Below are 15,436 nucleotides of genomic sequence, written 5' to 3'. Positions count from 1 at the left end.
CTCTCGCGTCCGGCGGGTTTCCGGCGATATCGGAAACGTCCTGCGGTGGCATCCGCGCTGGTCGTAGCCTACGAAAAAAGTTGTCCGGGGACTGCGGAGGAAGCCGTTTGAGTACCGGAAGTGCCGTCGCTCGGCTGACCGCCATGCTGAGGAATCTGCACAGGGACGCCGAGCGAGCCCACGGCCCGATCACGTACGCGCAGATGGTCCGCGAGTCGGGTGCCAGCCGCTCGACCATCGGCGGATGGCTCTCCGAACGGGAGGAGGCGCGCACGGCTCCGACGACGGGAAATCTTCCCAAGTACCATTCATTGGTACAGTACTTGGCCGGAAGAGCGGGGGTGCGTGTCGAGTGGAGGGATTGGGATCAGGCCATCGAGGACGCGGTGGCGGAGAGCCGTAGGAACCGTGGCGGCCGACCGCGCAACGATCCCCGGAGGGCCCGGCCTGGCCGATTCCAGTACGCCCCCGCCGCTAAAAGCCTCCTGCCCCCGACCCTCCTCGATCGCGAGGCGGACCTCGATCGGCTTGCCGAGTTGGTCCGTACCCGTTCTGGCTACTTGGTCTTGCGTGGTGATCCCTCGTCCGGGAAGACGGCGCTGCTGGCTACCTTCGCGGCGCGTTACGCGGCTGATATCGACATCGATTTTGTGAGCTACTTCGTCCGACGGGGACAGGATACGGACAACGCGCAGGCATTCCTCTCCACGATGGTCTCTGTACTTGGGCGGCACGTCGGCAGACGGCGACCCACAGTGGACCGGGCCACGCTTGTGGAGCTGTGGGAAGAGGCCGCTCGGACGAGTGGCTTGCGGGGCCGCAAACTGCTCGTGGTCGTGGACGGGCTGGATGAGGACGCCGGGGCGCGGCCGGGTGGGCAGAGTATCGCCGGGCTGCTGCCGAAGCAGACGTACCCGGAACTGGTCGTCCTCGTCAGTTTCCGCCGGCACCCGCCGCTGCCCACCGATCTGGATGCGGACCATCCACTGCGCGATGCCGACGGAGTACCAGGCTTTCGTCCTTCGCCGCATGCCCTTGTGCTGCGCGATATCGCCGCAGTCGAACTCGACGCACTGATCGACGAACCCCAGGGGTGGGGGCAGCAAGTAATCGGGTATTTGCTCGTCGCGAGGGGTGGTCTCACCTATGCCGACCTGATTGAGCTGATCGATCTCGATCCGACTGTCCCGGCCCCGATGCCACGCGTGCTGAAGCGCATGCTGCACAACGTGGCAGGACGGGGCCTTAGCGCCGAGGATCTCGAACCGGAGAGTCTCGTTCTGGCTCACGAGCAGTTGTACGCGGCGGCCGAGGAGGCACTGGGGCCCGGGCTGATTGAAGCCCTGACCATCCGCCTGCATACCTGGGCGGACCGCTACCGAGCTGAAGGCTGGCCCGATACCACTCCGGTGTACCTGCTCCACCATTACCAGAAACTCCTCAGCGGCAGCGAAGACTTCGACCGCTATACCGCCTTCGCCCTCGACCACCGCCGACTCCTGCGCCTTGCTGACATGGGGCGTGCCGACCTCGCACTCTCCTCCCTTGACCGCTTTACTGGGGCCACAGCAGCGTCTGCCGTCTTGGCGCCGGCCGCTGCTTCCCGCTCGCTTCTGAGGGGTGAGAACCGTACGCTGCCGCGCGAGGTGTTGCCGGCCCTGGTTGTCGTCGGCGATGCTGATCGGGCCCGGTCGTTGGCGCTGTCGGCCCTGGATCCGGCATCCAAGGCGGTGCGCCTCATCGAGGTGGTTCGAGCCCTCTTGGCGACCGGGATGCCCGAGGCAGCGGAACGAGCGGCGGACCTTGCGCGCGAGGCAGCGGTGTGGGCGGAGCGGTCCAGGTACCAGGACTCGGTGCTGTCTGCATCGACGGAGATGGACACGCAGGCGATTCTGCCGCGGGCTGCCGTGGCGCTTGCCGCCACGGGATCGGCGGACGAGGCCGTGCGCGTGCTCAAACAGATCGATTTCAGCAGGCCGGAGAATGTCGCTCCGGTGGCCGAGGCCGCATCCCTGCTGGCTGGCGCTCGGCCGGAGTTCGCGGCTTTGCTGCTGGACGAGTTGGAGATCGAGGCGGACTATCAGGCCGAGGCGGATGAAGGGCGTCCCGTCTTAGCGGTGGAGATCTGGGCGGCCGTGGCCGCGGCTGACGCCGGGCGGGTTGAGGCGGTCCATCGCACGTTGATGGAGTTCGTCGAGCAGCTGGGCATGGCATCGACGAGTCTGAGCGTCGTCGACTGTCGAGCCCTCGCCGCGTCCGCGCTCGCAGGAGCTTTACCGGACAAGGCTCGTGAACTGGCCGACGCAGCTCGGCGCGGGGTGCGGGATCTGCTGGAGTACGCCCCGCAGGACGTCCTGGGCGAGACGATATTCCGAGTGGTCCGGGCGCTGCTCGACGTTGGGGAGGCGCCCGGCGAGATACGCACGCTGGTCGCCGACGCACCAGAAGAAGCTGCGTCCCGGGCCCTGGAGCTTCTCGACGGTCCTCCGGACGAGGACGACCTGGGCGAGGCGACAGCCGAGACGACTGGTGTGAAGGAGACTGCGGCGCTGCTCAAGGACATGAGTCGTCTGTCGGACCTCGGGGACGGCCCCCGGCTGCGTCAGAGCCTTGACCGGTTCACTGGGCGGGCCGTCGAACGCAGCGCCCCCGAGTGGCTGCCCTTCCTTGCACAGGCCCTGCCCGGCGCATTCGATGATGCGTGGGAAAGGCTCCTGCCCGTGGTGGACGAGTTGTCGGACACGCCCCTACACGTACGCGTACTCACCTCTGCGACGCTGGCATACGCGGACGCTCGTCGTCATGACGAGGCGAGGCGGTATGCGGAAAAGGCAGCTGGGATCGCCGCGCGTATGAAGCGCGTACAACCGCCGACCGTGCGAGGGCTGATTGCCCAGGCCTTCGCCTGCGTGGGCGACGCTGAACGAGCCAGGGTGTGGGCTGTCCCCGCCGTTGGGCGCAGGCCGTCCGGCCGGGCCGGCGTTCCGTACCGACGGGCTGCTCTGGCAGTGGAGATGGGTCTTGAACCGGCGGCCGTCCTCTCACGGATCGTCGAGAGCGGGCCGCCAGGGCTGGGAGGTGGCGCGTCGGGCATGGGTACATCCGGGACCGAATTGGTCAGAGCCCTCTGCGATCACACCGCCGGCGTGCCGATGCAGGCCCACGTCGCCGCGCTGGAGACAGAGGCCCGCGCGCGCCTCCACACGGAGCCTCTGCTCGCCACTGGGCTGGCTCTGCTGCACGCCGTGCTCGGTGACACTGAGCGTGCGTCCGTCGAAGCCGCCGGGCTTCCGGACCCGGCAGCCCGTGGCAGGGCGCTGGCAGCCGTGGCCACGTATGTGGCGCACGTCCCGGTGCATCTGGACATGGCCGCCGACGGGGACAACTGGACGCTTTCGGTGCTCGGGGTCCTGGCTCATCGCATGTGTCCAGCTGTGCCCCTTCGAGCCACGGCTGCGTGGGACATGGCCCGCCATACCCTGGACACGAGCGGCTGGTACCGGGCGCTTCCTGTCCTGAGCCGTACGGATCCCGAAGTGGTGCGGCAGGTCGCTGCCGTTCTTGCTCGGCACTCGGCCGTGCGGCGCCCTGGGCCTTGAAACGCGCCAGGGTATGGCGGCTCACGTCATGAGACCACCTCCCGCGGACTCGGGGACCACTTGGCGGGTGCCCGGGCCGTGATTCATCTCGGGACCACCCTGCATGCGCGGGGAGCACATCGGGGCTGGGGCCTCGGCGCGCGGCAGCAAAGGGACCGTTCCCGCGGCGCGTACCATGCCGCGAGCCACGGCGTGATGCCCATCGGGAGACTAGCCCCGCATGCGCGGGGGCCACTCCGCCAAGTATCTCGGCGACATGATGGACCAGGGACCACCCCCGCGTCGGCGGGAAGGACTGGTTCTCGGGAACCGTGCCCGGCCGTCTCCGCGGATCACGGAACAACCCCACGCTGGTGGGGAGGACTCCGCACGCTGGCGCGCCAGTACTGCCTAGGGTCTGTCCGGCGGATCATTCCCCGTGGCCGGTGAGCCCGGGCAGTGATCCACCGGACGCGGCTGGGAACGCGGCGTCAGGCCATGGAGAACTTGGCGACATACTCGTCGAAGGGCTCGATGCCGACCTCCGCACGGCGTTCGTCCATGCGCTCGGGCTCTTCGCAAGGCCACGGAACCGGCGCCCCGTCCTTCACGCCGGCGATCTGAGTGCCGTAGACCTGCTTACGGCCCTCATTGACCAGCGTGCGGTCGCGCAGAAAGGCCAGCTCGCGCGGGCTGGCCGAGCCTGCCGCCACCGCCTGCTGCATCAACTGGAGGGCACGACGCTGAACGTCGAGCTGCCGGTCGGCGTGCTGGGCGATCAGCCATGCCGCGCGTGCGGCCTCCTCGCCAACCAGTTCCGCCGTCGGCCAGCCGTACTTGTCCATGATCTCGTCGAGCCGGTCACCGTGCCGGGTCGTCAGCCGCCGCCAGGCCAGCTGCTCGGCGGGGTCGTCGCTGTTCGCGCGGACGGCGGACTGGTGATCGGCCGCAGCCATGTCCGTAAGTTCCACCGCCAGCGCGGCAACGTCGTGCGCCACTCTCAACTCCCAGGTCAGATCCGTGTTTTGGGTCCGCCCGCAAGCCTAGAGGTGCAAATCAGGCTTAAAGATCATTCCGGAGAACGGTGACAGACACCTACCCGCACGGGGATAATGGATCTACCTTCGAAGCCAGAGCCGGATCGCTGCGACGGTGACGGTGCCCTGGAAGACATAGACGCGCTAGTCAAACCTCGTGGCCGCCACCCGGAAGTTCTTGAGGGCGTTGATCGTCCGCTCGATTTCGTTTCCGCGCTTGTAGATCGTCTTGTCGAAGCCGGCGGGTCGTCCGCCCTTGCTGCCGCGGCGTTGGCGGATGGCCCGTTGGTTCCTCGGCTCGGGGATGGTGTGTGTGATCTGCCGTCTGCGCAGGTAGCGGCGGTTACGCCGGGAGGAATATGCCTTGTCGCCCCCGAGGTGGTCCGGTCGGGTGCGGGGGCGTCCGCCGCCGAGTTGGCCGACCCGGATGTGTTCCATGACGGGGATGAGCTGCGGGGTGTCGCCCCACTGGCCCGGTGTGATCAGCAGGGCGAGGGGGCGGCGCCCGCCCTCTCCGGCGAGGTGAATCTTGCAGGTGAAGCCGCCCCGGGAGCGTCCGAGTCCCTTCGTCGGGGCGGTGCTGCCGGGGCGTGCGTCATTTCCCGGCACCCGCGGTGGCCTCTTGAGTGCTACGGCGGCGTGTTGGTGGGCCCGGCAAGTGGTGGAGTCCACGCTCACCATGGACCAGTCGATGCGGCCCTGGGCATCTGCGTCGGCTAGGACGGCCGCGTAGCTCTTGTCCCACTTGCCGTCCGCCGACCAGCGCCTGTGCCTCTCGTAAACGGTCTTCCACTTACCGAACCGCGCAGGCAGATCCCGCCACGGCACGCCGGTGCGCTGCCGGAAGAGGATCCCGTTGATGATTCTGCGGTGGCTGGCCCAACGCCCGCCGCGCTTCCCGGACTTGGGCAGATGCAGCTTCAGCCGGGCCCATTCGTCGTTCGTGAGATCTCCCCGCCCCATGAGCATGCCAACGTGCCGGAGCGCGAGAAGTCACATGATCCGCCGGACAGGCCCTAGCCCCGAGGCCCGGTTCGGCCAGCGTGTACAGGTCGTGGACGTAGTCGATCGCGCCCGCCAGATACGGGGTCGCGGCGCTCATCCCCGCAGTCAGCATCCGCGTGAACTTCTCCATCGCGGGGGCCGTCGCCGTGTACAGAACCTGCCCAGTGTTCTTTGCTTGCGTCCGAAGCTGTGTGACCGCGCCCGACAGGCCCTTGGTCTGGGAGGCGGCGATCTCCTCGGCAGCGCCGGTGCGGGCGATCGCGGTGTGCATCTGGTCGTACGCCGCGACACCTTGATGCGCGAGAGCGGCAGCACCGGCGAGTGCCGGCTTGCCCACGACGCTTGCGAGGGCGCCGAGGAAGTCCTTCTGCGACATCCGGTGCTGGGCCTGCTCGAAGCCCTCGATGACCGTACGCAGGCCCTTGAAGGTGCCCTGGGCGTCCCACGCTTCGATACCGAGATCAGCCAGGCCCTGGCGCATCGCCTTGGTCGGCTTCGCCAGGTTGGTCAGCATCCCCCGCAGGGACGTTCCTGCTTTCGAGCCGAGGATGCCGGAGCGGGCCAACAGCGCCACAGCCGACGCCGTGTCCTCCAGAGACACATTGAGCTGGTTGGCGACCGGCCCGGTGTAGGACATCGCGCAGTAGATGTCCTGCAGCCCGCCCGACGCCGCGTTCGCACCGGCTGCGAGGACGTCGGCGGCCCGGCCCGAGTTGTTCGACGACAGGCCGAACTGGTCCATGACATCGCCCAAAAACCGGGCGGCGTCCGCGGCCGAGAGATTGTCGGCGGCGGCAAGCTGCATCGCCGCCCGCGCGTTCGCGATCGACGACGTGGAGGTCTGGCCCGCCTTGGCGAGCTCCAGCATCGCGTCCGCGGCCTTCGCCGCCGACGTGCCATGGATCTCCAGATCGGCGCCGAGCTCGCGGGCCTTCGCGCCGGCCTGCACCATCTCGACGCCGGAGGCACCGGTGACCGCGCCCCACTTACGGGCTGACCCGCGATTGAGGTTGGGACGTGTTGGCCTGGGGCTCGGCAGGTGGGTGGTTTAGCAGGCTGTTGTGCGGACGGGCACGAGCTCGGTGCTGGGCTTGCGGCGGGTGGGCCTGCGGGCGGCCCGGTCCGAGACGAGGGAGGCGACGGCGCGGTGGGTTTCGCCGTAGTCCTCGCGGCGTCCGGTGTATCGCTGGAGCGGGCGCCATTGCCGGTGCTCGGCGTTGGCGTGCTCGACGCAGATCCTGCGCGAGGACTGGCGGCGTTTGTGCTCGCGCCAGCCGTATCGCTCAGTCAGCGGCGTGTCGTCGTCATCCAGGCCTTTCGGCTTCTTCGGCGGTGCCGAGACCTGTTCGGGGAACTCGTTCGCCAGCCCTCGGTAGCCGTCGTCGACCTCGGCCTTCACCGTGGGATGCTGCCGGAGCTGCTCGGCGATGCCCTCGGTGCGCATCGCGGTCTGGTCATGCATGCGTCCGGGCCGGGTGACACCCGACCACAGAGTGCGGCCCTGTGCGTCGCTGATCGTCGTGGTCTTGATCGTGTTCTGCTTCCGCTTGCCCGAGACGAACGCGCGCCGTCCGGGCCGATGTGCCTGTGGGCGCCGTACTTGCGTCTCCATCCCGTCGATCCGCAGCGTGACGCCTTCCGCGTCGGCGTAGGCGAACACGTCCTCCAGAGTGCGCAGCCGCAGCCCGGGACTCTCCGGGACAGCGAAGCCGCGCTCGGCGAGCAGCGGGCGGATCTCCCTGACCGCCCGGCCGATGGTGGACGAGCCGACCTCGTAAATCACGCCCAGGGCCTTGTGAGTGAGTCCGGTCCGCAGGTGGACCAGCGTGACCAGCAGCCGGTCGACGAACTCGTACTTCGGCCCGGCCCCCGCCTCCCGCTTCCGGGCGCCTTGACGCCGCTCGTGGCGGTCGGACTCGCACCGTGCCTCCCAGCGTGGTGCGAGCTCGGCAACCAACTCGCCCAGGAGTTGGTGTGAGACGCCGCAGAAGGAGGGATGGGACATGGCAGCACGGGCCTGATAGAGCATCACAATCGAGACAACCCGCGCGGCCCTCGCCGTGTCCCCGTTCGTGACGCTTCGTGACCAAGATCACCAATCGTCAGGTCGGGCGGTCAGTGCCGTCAGGCGATTCCCTCATATGGGTGATTCTTTGGGCAGGCCGTTGAAAGAGCCGATAGTCAGCGAGGATTTTTGTAGGCGCGCAACGCTCCTGTTTGCGTTCGCTGATCAGCTGTGCAGCCCCCTCAATTACCGGGTCGGTCTGGGTCCTCCTGGCCCCCAGGGGCTTCGCGGCTTAGGTCCGAGAGGATGACGCACCATGAGTCCTTCACTCAATCCCCGGCCGAAACTTGGCGGTCTGCTCTGCGCGGCACTGCTGGCCGTAGCCGGCACCTGCGCCCTCACCCCGCCCGCCCACGCGGCCCCTACCCTCCTGGACATCACACGGTCGTTGACTCTACGCAACATCCTGAACGGTTCAATCCAACTCAACCTACTTGCGAACAGTCAACCCTCCGACGCCGGTGCCACGGTGAATGTCATCGGCGAGACGCTCGCAGCAGGCGTAGAGGTGGGTGAAGGTACAACCCAGTTCACCGACAACGGCGGTACCCAGAACGTCACCATCAACGAGCACAGCATCGGGCAGCTTGTACCAGGTGAGAAGGTCCAGGCGACCGTCACAGGGGTCGAGACCAAGGGCGGCGTGGTTCTCGGCACGTCGACTGTCACCCAGACGCTGACCTGCGGCCAGCGTGACAGCTCCGGAACACTCACCTGCAGTTGACCAGATATGAAGTCCACTCCTGGGCCGCACCGTGTGCAGCAACGACTTCCAGGGGGACTGACAGCCCGAGCCCCGTTCAGCCACAGCGGCAAGACGGGGCTCAATGCCGCGCTGAGATCCGCCAGGCAGGCCCTGACCAGCGAGCACACTGGTTCACCACGATCTCGAGGTATTGCGGGTCAGCCCGTTATTGATCGCGCGCGGGTACTCGTTGCCCTTCCGGGCGATCTCCGCCAGCCCGGCGACGATGCCGCCGCCGACGACCAGGCCGCGCAGATGGTGCAGTTCCTGGCGTGCGCTGAACAGACCGTGTCGCAGCTGCTGCGTCGAGGCGTGCCCGTCGGAACCCAGACGGCGCAGCCCACCCCGGGCACTGTCCGCGTCGCGGCCCAGCGCGCGCAGCCCAGTGGCGACACCGCGCCCTCCGTCACCGACTTGCGAGAGCCGGCGGTGAAGAGAAGCCGTGTCCCGGCCCAGGCCCCGCAGGGCTTGGGACGTCTGCCGGACCTCGGAGAGCAGCTGGGAGAAGTCCGCCCGCGCCTGAACGCTGAGCGTGTACTGCGACACCGGGCGGTGCCCTTACTCCCCGCACCCCCTTCTGGCAGCGCCCCTCACCACCCCCTAACGGGGACGCGGTACAAGGCCGATGCGCACCCCATACCCGCCAGGCTCCTCCGGGACCTGGTCCTGCTCAACCGCGATCAACTCACAACCCACGCACCGCACCGTGGTCGTCACATATGCATAGCGGTCACCGCCCTGCGCCTCGTCCCACTCCGAAGCCCGGGTCCCGCACTGCTCACACACACTGCGCTGGTACACCGCGTACGCCAGAGCCTTGGCCCGGTCACTCTCGCTCCAGGCACCGTCACCCGCACCGAGGAACCGCGAGTGCGGGATACCCCACCGGTCGCACAGCTCCAGCTCAGCCCGCAACCGTGTGTCGGCGATCAGCCTTTTCCCAGCTCCACCGTCGTGGTGCGGACGATCTGCTGCGCCTGCCAGGCAGCCGCGAACAACGCATTCGACTCGGCCACCGGCCACGAGTCCAAAAGGCCCTGCGCCTCCTCCTCGGTCAGCCCCTCCACCACGGCACCAGAGCCATCACGCTCGATGTGCGCGGCCGCCACCAGCGCCGCCGGGAACGTCTCTGGGTTCCACGCATCGCCGTCCTCCGCCTGGGCTTCGGTCGGCGGGAACCGCTTGATCAGCCCATCCAGCACCGGACGCGGCAGCGCCTTGAACGTCAGCTCCAGCGCGATGGCATCGAAGTCGGCCTGTGCGGAGGCCAGCGCCGCTTCCGCCCGCTCGGTCTCGGGGTTGGCGGTGCGCTGGTCCTCCGTATCCGCCATGCGACAGCGGGCGGCCTCCAGCTTCGCCTGTTCCAGCTGCTTCCGAGCGGACAGGTCGTCACAGATCTGAAGCGTCTGCTCCGGCAGCTGACGGGCGCGCAGACGCGCCAGCTTCGCCTCCCAATGCGCGTCACGGACAACGGCGTTCGCCGGGGGAGCGGGTACGGAACGAGCGACGGCGGACATACAGAAGACTCCGGGAGTAGACGGTGAGGAAGGAGGCTGGGGCCCGGCAGGATTTGCACGGAACAGCGCCGTTAAGGGGTGAGGCGGAGGCGCTGTTGCACGTACCAGAACCGGCCGGGCGGTATCAGGAGGCGGGCTGCGGGCTGGCCTTCGGCGCTGCGGCGGGCGGGATCACCGCGTCCTGCGTTGGCTTCTCCGTGATCGAGAACGACACCGTGAACTTCGCCGCCTCGTTGTCCGTCGAGTAATTCGGCGACCGCGAACCGACCCGCACCGGGAAGACATCCATGCTCCGGGACCCCGGCACGTCGCCCTTCCGAAGGAAGACGACCCAGCCGGTAGCGTCCTTCGACAGCAACTGCTCGATCTCGTCGGACACCTGGTCCTCGTAGAAGCCGAGCGAGGAGTCATCGGCCTGATCTGTGCCGGGGATCTTCGACTCGAACGTGCTGCCCAGATCCGGGGTGTCGATCGCCTGGTTCTTCAGCGACCACCCGTCGATCGCCGCGATCGCACTCGTCAGCTCAGTGCCAGCCGTCAGCTCCGGCCGGGTGGGAACGTGGCCAGGATCGACGACCGCCTTCAGCCACAGGACGCGGGTGACACCGCGCCGCGAATACTTCTTTACCTGCAAGGGTCTGCTGTCCGATTCCGGGACGGCAGCCACACCATGCAGTCAGAGGATGGCCCCGTCCCTCGACGTCCTGTCGGGGAACCGGCCCATCCGGAAGCTGGGTGGGCGTCCGCGCGAGACCTCCACGGTGAGGATGCACGTTGGCACGACCTGCTGAGACAACGGCACGTCAGCCACAATACTGCCGCCACGGTGAGTCCAGGCCGGAACCTCTGGGGGCACCGCCACGTTTCTGGAACAAGGCGTCGACCTGGTCGTGAAGAAAGGAGCCGTTGGGCCACGCCCACATCGGCGTCACCGCCACCGTCTACGCCCACGTCCGACTCCGCCTCCAACGCCAAGCCAGCGACCCTGGGTCACGTACTCGATGCGACCGAACGACGGCACTGACGACCCACCCGCCGCGGTGGCTGTCCGCTGACGTTGCCGGTCACCGTTGCCGTCAAACAGCCCAGAAGCCCCGCCGGAATGTTCGGCGGGGCTGCGATTCACCAGCGAGAATCCATCAACGGGGCCAAGGGTCGAGTCCGGGGTCGGAATGCAGGCATACCAGTGGTCTGTCTGCGCATACAGTCAACTCCAATGCTTCTTCGAAGGTGGAGCCCAGTTCCCATATCCAGCCCATCCCAGTGGCAATTACCCTGCCTTGAGACTCCACGAAAACGCTTGAATAGCTGAGCCATTCACCGAGGGGGAAATATGACCCACCCAGGATACCCTCAACCTCCATGGCCATCTCGCGCTGACCCGATCCAGCCGCAAGAGGATCAAAATTGAATGGCTCGTCATTGGTGAAATTGGGGCCGACTCGGTTGATTGGCTCGATCGAAAGGCCACCCATTGTTGCGAGCACTTCCTCGGCCAGCGGATGCACTCGATACCCTTCGCTCTCCAATGGCTCCACCCATTGGCTGGTGTCGACACTCCTCTGTGCACTCCACCCAGACGCACTAAGTGCTTCCAGCAAATCTTGGCGGAGCAATTCGAATCGAATCATAGAAATCAACCGATACCCAGATCTTCGAGCAGTCGGCCACAGCGAGCACAAGGTCTACCTGGTTCGCCATGTCCAGTTTTATTTGATGTCGGCATAGAGTTGTTGCGCGATTGCACCGTGCGCATTGTGCCTCCAAGGATGGCATCGGGCCCTCGGCATCCTGGGTCTGGACCAGGAAATGCACTTCCGCGCAACCCCCGTGGCGATCTGCCCTCTCCAGTGCATCCGCCAACGGTCCGTCCGCCTGCTGCCCGCGCCTGTTGTGACTGTAGTACTTCTCACCTTGAACCCCAGAAGCCCCGCCGAAGGTCATTCTTTGGCGGGGCTTCCAATGGTTCTTCTACGCAGACCATGCGGGCATTATCCAACCGCTGGCGCAGTCTCGCAACGCTTTGGTGATCAACCGGCTACCGGCCTCACGGCCCGCTGCTTCACTGATCGCTGACTGATGCGGATCGCTCTATCCGGATCGCCACCGAAGCCACCGGATTGACGAGATCAGAGGAAGCGACGCAAACGCACGACCAGTGACCATCGGAGAGTGAGAAGATTACAACCTCCGGGAACTTGCTGAGTGTAATCGCTTGATTGAACCGATCGACTTCATCTGCACTCAGCCCAGCTTCCCGAAGACTTATCGTGCGGGAGGCGTAAAGCCCCTCTGCGTCAGACTTCGCCATTGGAGTCGTGGAGTAGGCGTAATCGCTCAAACCATCCAGAATCTCCAATCCAATTCGGGCAGAGTTCCACCCATCGCCAGCAAGCCTAGCCAGGATATGCCGGGCAGCCCGCTCGTCGATTTCAACCGACATTCGACCGCCTGCCTCTCTTGCATGTGTCAGACTGTCAACGCAGATCGAATACAGTGGCTCCATGGACAGGATTCTCTACCAGCACTTCGCTCTCCCCCCACTTGTCTTCGCCATATAGGGACATCTGTCGAAGCGGATTACCTGGTGTTGGAAGTTCGACCCGCATGATGACGCCTGGCGTTTCTCCAGACCTCACCCCCATAGCGTACCTGTGCGCCACTCCAGGGTTGGTGGTCCAAGATGTGAACGGACTGTCTGTGCTTCCGTCATTGTGCTGAACTGGATTCGACTGGCCACCCCGTGGTACAGCTTGGCCTTCCGTGGCATTCTCGAATCCAGGATGCCCCTCCGGAACGCCACGATAGAGATATTTACCATCAGCATGCTCGGCCTGAAGTGTCTCGTAGGGACCGCAGTTGTGGACCAGGACTGGCGTGTTTCCTGCGAGGACATAGTACGTGTGGAGTTCGGCGATGTTGAGGTTGTAGGTGCGGGCGTGCTGGCTGAAGGGGTGGTTGGTCTGGATGCTGGCGGTGCTGCCGTCGCTGGTGAGCAGGGTGGTGCCGGGGGTGAGTTCGCTGGCTTTGATCCAGCGTTGGGCTGTGGGGCTCCAGAAGGGGTGTTCGTTGGTGGCGGTGAGTTTCTTGGTGCCGTCAAACACCCCAGAAGCCCCGCCGGAGCGAAATCCGGCGGGGCTTCTGGCGAACTCGATTAGCGATCGGACTCTGGCAATCCGAGCCCATCACGATGAGCCCTCGCAAGAGCACCCTCTTCGATGCCGATTTTCCCTTCATCGGCAACACCAAGGAGGGCAAATCTCATCGATGCATAATCGACGTACGGTGGCACATCAATTGCCCACAAGTAGCCCGTTGCGTCAATCTCCCAAGAACACTCAAAACTGCGGAGCATGGCGTCAAGAATGGCCCTTGCATCGTCATCTTTAATGATGATACGGACCGTCGAATGCCCGGCCTCCGACACGAACTCCTCGAACACGAACTCTCTGCGCTCGTGATCAGCTCTTACTCGCACGATGTCCCCGAAGGCGATTCCCTTCACGTAGAAGGGAGTGTTCCGAACCTGGACCTCCATCTGTACGGAGGTCTTCCCAGTCCAGAGCCGCTCCGAAGAGGCGTGGGCCCAATCGGCAGTTTCGTCAGGGAGGTCGAAGGCCACCTTGTACAGCCTCTCAGGCTTACCCGCCGACACCGACTCACTGCCGCTAGGGTTCGAGGAAGTCTCTGAGCTCATCGTCCCAATCTTCCATAGTCTTCGTGGACTTATCCCTGTTGCATCGACGGCAGACGCGTTCCGCGGCCCCACGGGCGGCACCGCGAACCCCGGCGACGGAGACAACCCCCGAATCTGGGATCTTGGTCCACTGGCGTTGCCGCCAACTACTGTCGTCAAGGCATCCGGAAGGCCCCGCAAGAAGTTGCTTGCGGGGCCTTCCGGATTCATCTGTCCGACATTTCAAGTCAGGCACTCTAATGCAAATTGTATCGCATTCACTTGGCAGGCTATTGATTAATCAAGATCCGAGAAGAAAGATCGGACATCATGATTTGCAATCATCCTTGCGAGGCCGACAGGAGTTTGCCCGCTGGAATTTTCCGCATGCGGATCTGCGCCACGGGATCGGAGTAGCCCGATCAGCTCACCCCTCCCTTGTGAATTGAACACAGCGACGAATAGTGGTGTATTTTCGAAGCGGTTCCGTCGATCGGCTGCGGCGCCCCCGTCCAGGAGCAGCCTTGCGGCATCCACCTGGTATTCCTGGGCCGCGAGATGGAGGGGTGTAAACCCGTTGCCGTCACCCAGGTTGGGGTCAATCCCAGACGAAAGCAGTCTCTCAACCTCGGACAGATCACCTGTAAGTGCAGCATAGTGGAGGGGGGAGCGGCCTTGCCGGTCAAGCTCCATGTCACGGTTGCTCATATTGATGACTCAAATTGTTGTAGGGGTCTTCGATTTGATAGTGACTCGGATCGTTCTCATATTCGATGAACTGCTCTCGCGTCCAACCATTGGCTTCAGCCGCATCCCGACTACGCCAATACTCGAAACCAGGCTTGTGCCCATAGTGGAAGGGGCCACTCGCCGGGATGCTTTGGCCTGTATTTGGGTTCAATGAAGTTCCCGGCTGCATCCCTCGGTGCAGCATCCTGGATTTCCTGCTTGGTCGATCCACGAAGTGTCACCCTCGCATACCTGGCGTCCGAGACCAGACTCGGATTCGGCATGAAGCGACCGTCTGGCCCTCTGGCACAGTTGGAATTGTGGACGAGCGCCGGCGTGTTTCCGGCGAGCACATAGTACGTGTGGAATTCGGCGATGTTGAGGTTGTAGGTGCGGGCGTGCTGGGTGAAGGGGGGTGCCGTGGATGCTGGCGATGCTGCCGTCGGATCGGCGTTCTTCGAGGTGAGACTGAGCTGGCGGGCTTCATCTCCGAGACTGGATTTTCCTCGACTTCCCCCGACCCGTCACCCTGACCCTTCAGCCTCCGAGCCAAAGGGCCCTGAAGGCCCGCCGGAACGAATCCGGCGGGCCTTCAGGGAATTTTGGAGAACATCCAATCAGATGGAGGTCAGTTGGCCCACCCCTGAACGTTCGACATCGATTCAATTGAGAAATCGCTATCCACGGTCATCCTGGAACCGGTCTGCCTTTCATACTGCTCCGGCGCAAGGTAGAGAAGACCCTCAGCTTCCTGAGCAAATGGCGCAACGAAGTGATCGAATCCAGCACCAGAACTCAGGACGTCGGCGAAGGCTTTTTCGCCGGCCAAGATGCATGCACACCGCGCGTAAAGGAAGTGATCACTTGTCTGTGGGAGTTTCAAACCGCCCGCAAGGACCACCGGCAATTCCGCCAAATCCCTCCTATCGATCCGATACAGGGATTCCTGAAGTCGCTCAGCAAATCGAGTCAGGGCTGCGGGCGTCATGGTGCTGAGCCGCTCAGAGATCCTCTCCAGGGCGGAATCAATCTCCCTGGCGTCCTCTACGGAGCTTGAGCCGATGACCGTCCAGAAATCTGTCAC

General features: G+C 65.0%; 15 protein-coding genes and 1 pseudogene. 2 read left to right on the top strand and 14 right to left on the bottom strand.

Features of this window, described 5'->3' with window-relative positions; genetic code table 11:
• Positions 1-143: 143 nt before the first annotated feature.
• Positions 144-3,599 (top strand): hypothetical protein, encoded by a 3,456-nt coding sequence (locus ACGFRG_RS22070; RefSeq protein ID WP_393266281.1) that lies wholly within the window; start codon positions 144-146, stop codon positions 3,597-3,599.
• Positions 3,600-4,069: 470 nt separating this feature from the next.
• Here the strand turns inward: ACGFRG_RS22070 and ACGFRG_RS22065 are convergent, their stop codons facing one another.
• The 4 genes and pseudogenes from ACGFRG_RS22065 to ACGFRG_RS22050 form a co-directional block, all read right to left on the bottom strand.
• Complete coding sequence (locus ACGFRG_RS22065; RefSeq protein ID WP_393266278.1) at positions 4,070-4,576, bottom strand: DUF6624 domain-containing protein; 507 nt, start codon at positions 4,574-4,576, stop codon at positions 4,070-4,072.
• 186 nt (positions 4,577-4,762) lie between these two features.
• Positions 4,763-5,527 (bottom strand): annotated as a pseudogene (locus tag ACGFRG_RS22060) (IS5 family transposase); the annotation flags it as partial.
• Positions 5,409-6,659, bottom strand: a complete 1,251-nt coding sequence (locus ACGFRG_RS22055) for a phage tail tape measure protein (protein ID WP_393266661.1) — start codon at positions 6,657-6,659, stop codon at positions 5,409-5,411. The pseudogene ACGFRG_RS22060 and the gene ACGFRG_RS22055, both read right to left, overlap by 119 nt.
• Positions 6,660-6,668: 9 nt before the next feature.
• Positions 6,669-7,625, bottom strand: coding sequence for a transposase family protein (locus ACGFRG_RS22050; protein WP_393266276.1), 957 nt, complete (start codon positions 7,623-7,625; stop codon positions 6,669-6,671).
• A 316-nt stretch (positions 7,626-7,941) separates the two neighbouring features.
• On the opposite strand from ACGFRG_RS22050, the gene ACGFRG_RS22045 reads away from it, so the two are divergent.
• A complete protein-coding gene (locus tag ACGFRG_RS22045) occupies positions 7,942-8,409 on the top strand; it encodes a hypothetical protein (protein WP_393266273.1) in 468 nt (155 codons plus the stop codon).
• 153 nt (positions 8,410-8,562) lie between these two features.
• Here ACGFRG_RS22045 and ACGFRG_RS22040 read toward each other — a convergent pair whose 3' ends face one another.
• The 10 genes from ACGFRG_RS22040 to ACGFRG_RS21995 all read right to left on the bottom strand — a co-directional run bounded on the left by ACGFRG_RS22040 (position 8,563) and on the right by ACGFRG_RS21995 (position 15,436).
• The gene (locus ACGFRG_RS22040) at positions 8,563-8,976 is read right to left on the bottom strand and encodes a hypothetical protein (protein ID WP_393266270.1); all 414 of its coding nucleotides are present in this window, start codon (positions 8,974-8,976) and stop codon (positions 8,563-8,565) included.
• A gap of 383 nt (positions 8,977-9,359) precedes the next feature.
• Complete coding sequence (locus ACGFRG_RS22035; protein WP_393266267.1) at positions 9,360-9,947, bottom strand: hypothetical protein; 588 nt, start codon at positions 9,945-9,947, stop codon at positions 9,360-9,362.
• Positions 9,948-10,071: 124 nt separating this feature from the next.
• Positions 10,072-10,581 carry a hypothetical protein gene (locus tag ACGFRG_RS22030; protein WP_393266264.1) on the bottom strand — a complete coding sequence of 170 codons (510 nt, stop codon included), beginning with the start codon at positions 10,579-10,581 and terminating at the stop codon, positions 10,072-10,074.
• 505 nt (positions 10,582-11,086) lie between these two features.
• Positions 11,087-11,578, bottom strand: a complete 492-nt coding sequence (locus ACGFRG_RS22025) for an SUKH-3 domain-containing protein (protein WP_393266261.1) — start codon at positions 11,576-11,578, stop codon at positions 11,087-11,089.
• A gap of 431 nt (positions 11,579-12,009) precedes the next feature.
• On the bottom strand, positions 12,010-12,390 hold the full coding sequence (locus ACGFRG_RS22020) for a hypothetical protein (RefSeq protein ID WP_393266258.1): 381 nt from the start codon (positions 12,388-12,390) through the stop codon (positions 12,010-12,012).
• Between the two features lie 34 nt (positions 12,391-12,424).
• Complete coding sequence (locus tag ACGFRG_RS22015; RefSeq protein ID WP_393266254.1) at positions 12,425-13,051, bottom strand: polymorphic toxin-type HINT domain-containing protein; 627 nt, start codon at positions 13,049-13,051, stop codon at positions 12,425-12,427.
• 50 nt (positions 13,052-13,101) lie between these two features.
• Complete coding sequence (locus ACGFRG_RS22010; protein ID WP_393266251.1) at positions 13,102-13,644, bottom strand: DUF4265 domain-containing protein; 543 nt, start codon at positions 13,642-13,644, stop codon at positions 13,102-13,104.
• Positions 13,645-13,920: 276 nt separating this feature from the next.
• Positions 13,921-14,316 carry an ankyrin repeat domain-containing protein gene (locus ACGFRG_RS22005; protein WP_393266659.1) on the bottom strand — a complete coding sequence of 132 codons (396 nt, stop codon included), beginning with the start codon at positions 14,314-14,316 and terminating at the stop codon, positions 13,921-13,923.
• 1 nt (position 14,317) lies between these two features.
• Positions 14,318-14,542: an HNH/ENDO VII family nuclease gene (locus tag ACGFRG_RS22000; protein WP_393266656.1), complete on the bottom strand. Its 225-nt coding sequence runs from the start codon at positions 14,540-14,542 to the stop codon at positions 14,318-14,320.
• A gap of 438 nt (positions 14,543-14,980) precedes the next feature.
• Complete coding sequence (locus ACGFRG_RS21995; protein ID WP_393266249.1) at positions 14,981-15,436, bottom strand: DUF4240 domain-containing protein; 456 nt, start codon at positions 15,434-15,436, stop codon at positions 14,981-14,983.

This window comes from Streptomyces sp. NPDC048696 (genome assembly GCF_043198895.1).
In the GTDB taxonomy this organism is placed as follows: domain Bacteria; phylum Actinomycetota; class Actinomycetes; order Streptomycetales; family Streptomycetaceae; genus Streptomyces.
Note: the sequence above shows the minus strand (reverse complement) of the source record. Positions and strands in the feature narration are given on the sequence as shown.

Coding starts and splice junctions, on each gene's coding strand:
- ACGFRG_RS22070 (WP_393266281.1), top strand. CDS start 144: ATGCTGAGGAATCTGCACAGGGACGCCGAGCGAGCCCACGGCCCGATC.
- ACGFRG_RS22050 (WP_393266276.1), bottom strand. CDS start 7,625: ATGTCCCATCCCTCCTTCTGCGGCGTCTCACACCAACTCCTGGGCGAG.
- ACGFRG_RS22045 (WP_393266273.1), top strand. CDS start 7,942: ATGAGTCCTTCACTCAATCCCCGGCCGAAACTTGGCGGTCTGCTCTGC.
- ACGFRG_RS22035 (WP_393266267.1), bottom strand. CDS start 9,947: ATGTCCGCCGTCGCTCGTTCCGTACCCGCTCCCCCGGCGAACGCCGTT.
- ACGFRG_RS22025 (WP_393266261.1), bottom strand. CDS start 11,578: ATGATTCGATTCGAATTGCTCCGCCAAGATTTGCTGGAAGCACTTAGT.
- ACGFRG_RS22020 (WP_393266258.1), bottom strand. CDS start 12,390: ATGTCGGTTGAAATCGACGAGCGGGCTGCCCGGCATATCCTGGCTAGG.
- ACGFRG_RS22010 (WP_393266251.1), bottom strand. CDS start 13,644: ATGAGCTCAGAGACTTCCTCGAACCCTAGCGGCAGTGAGTCGGTGTCG.
- ACGFRG_RS22005 (WP_393266659.1), bottom strand. CDS start 14,316: ATGGAGCTTGACCGGCAAGGCCGCTCCCCCCTCCACTATGCTGCACTT.
- ACGFRG_RS22000 (WP_393266656.1), bottom strand. CDS start 14,542: ATGCAGCCGGGAACTTCATTGAACCCAAATACAGGCCAAAGCATCCCG.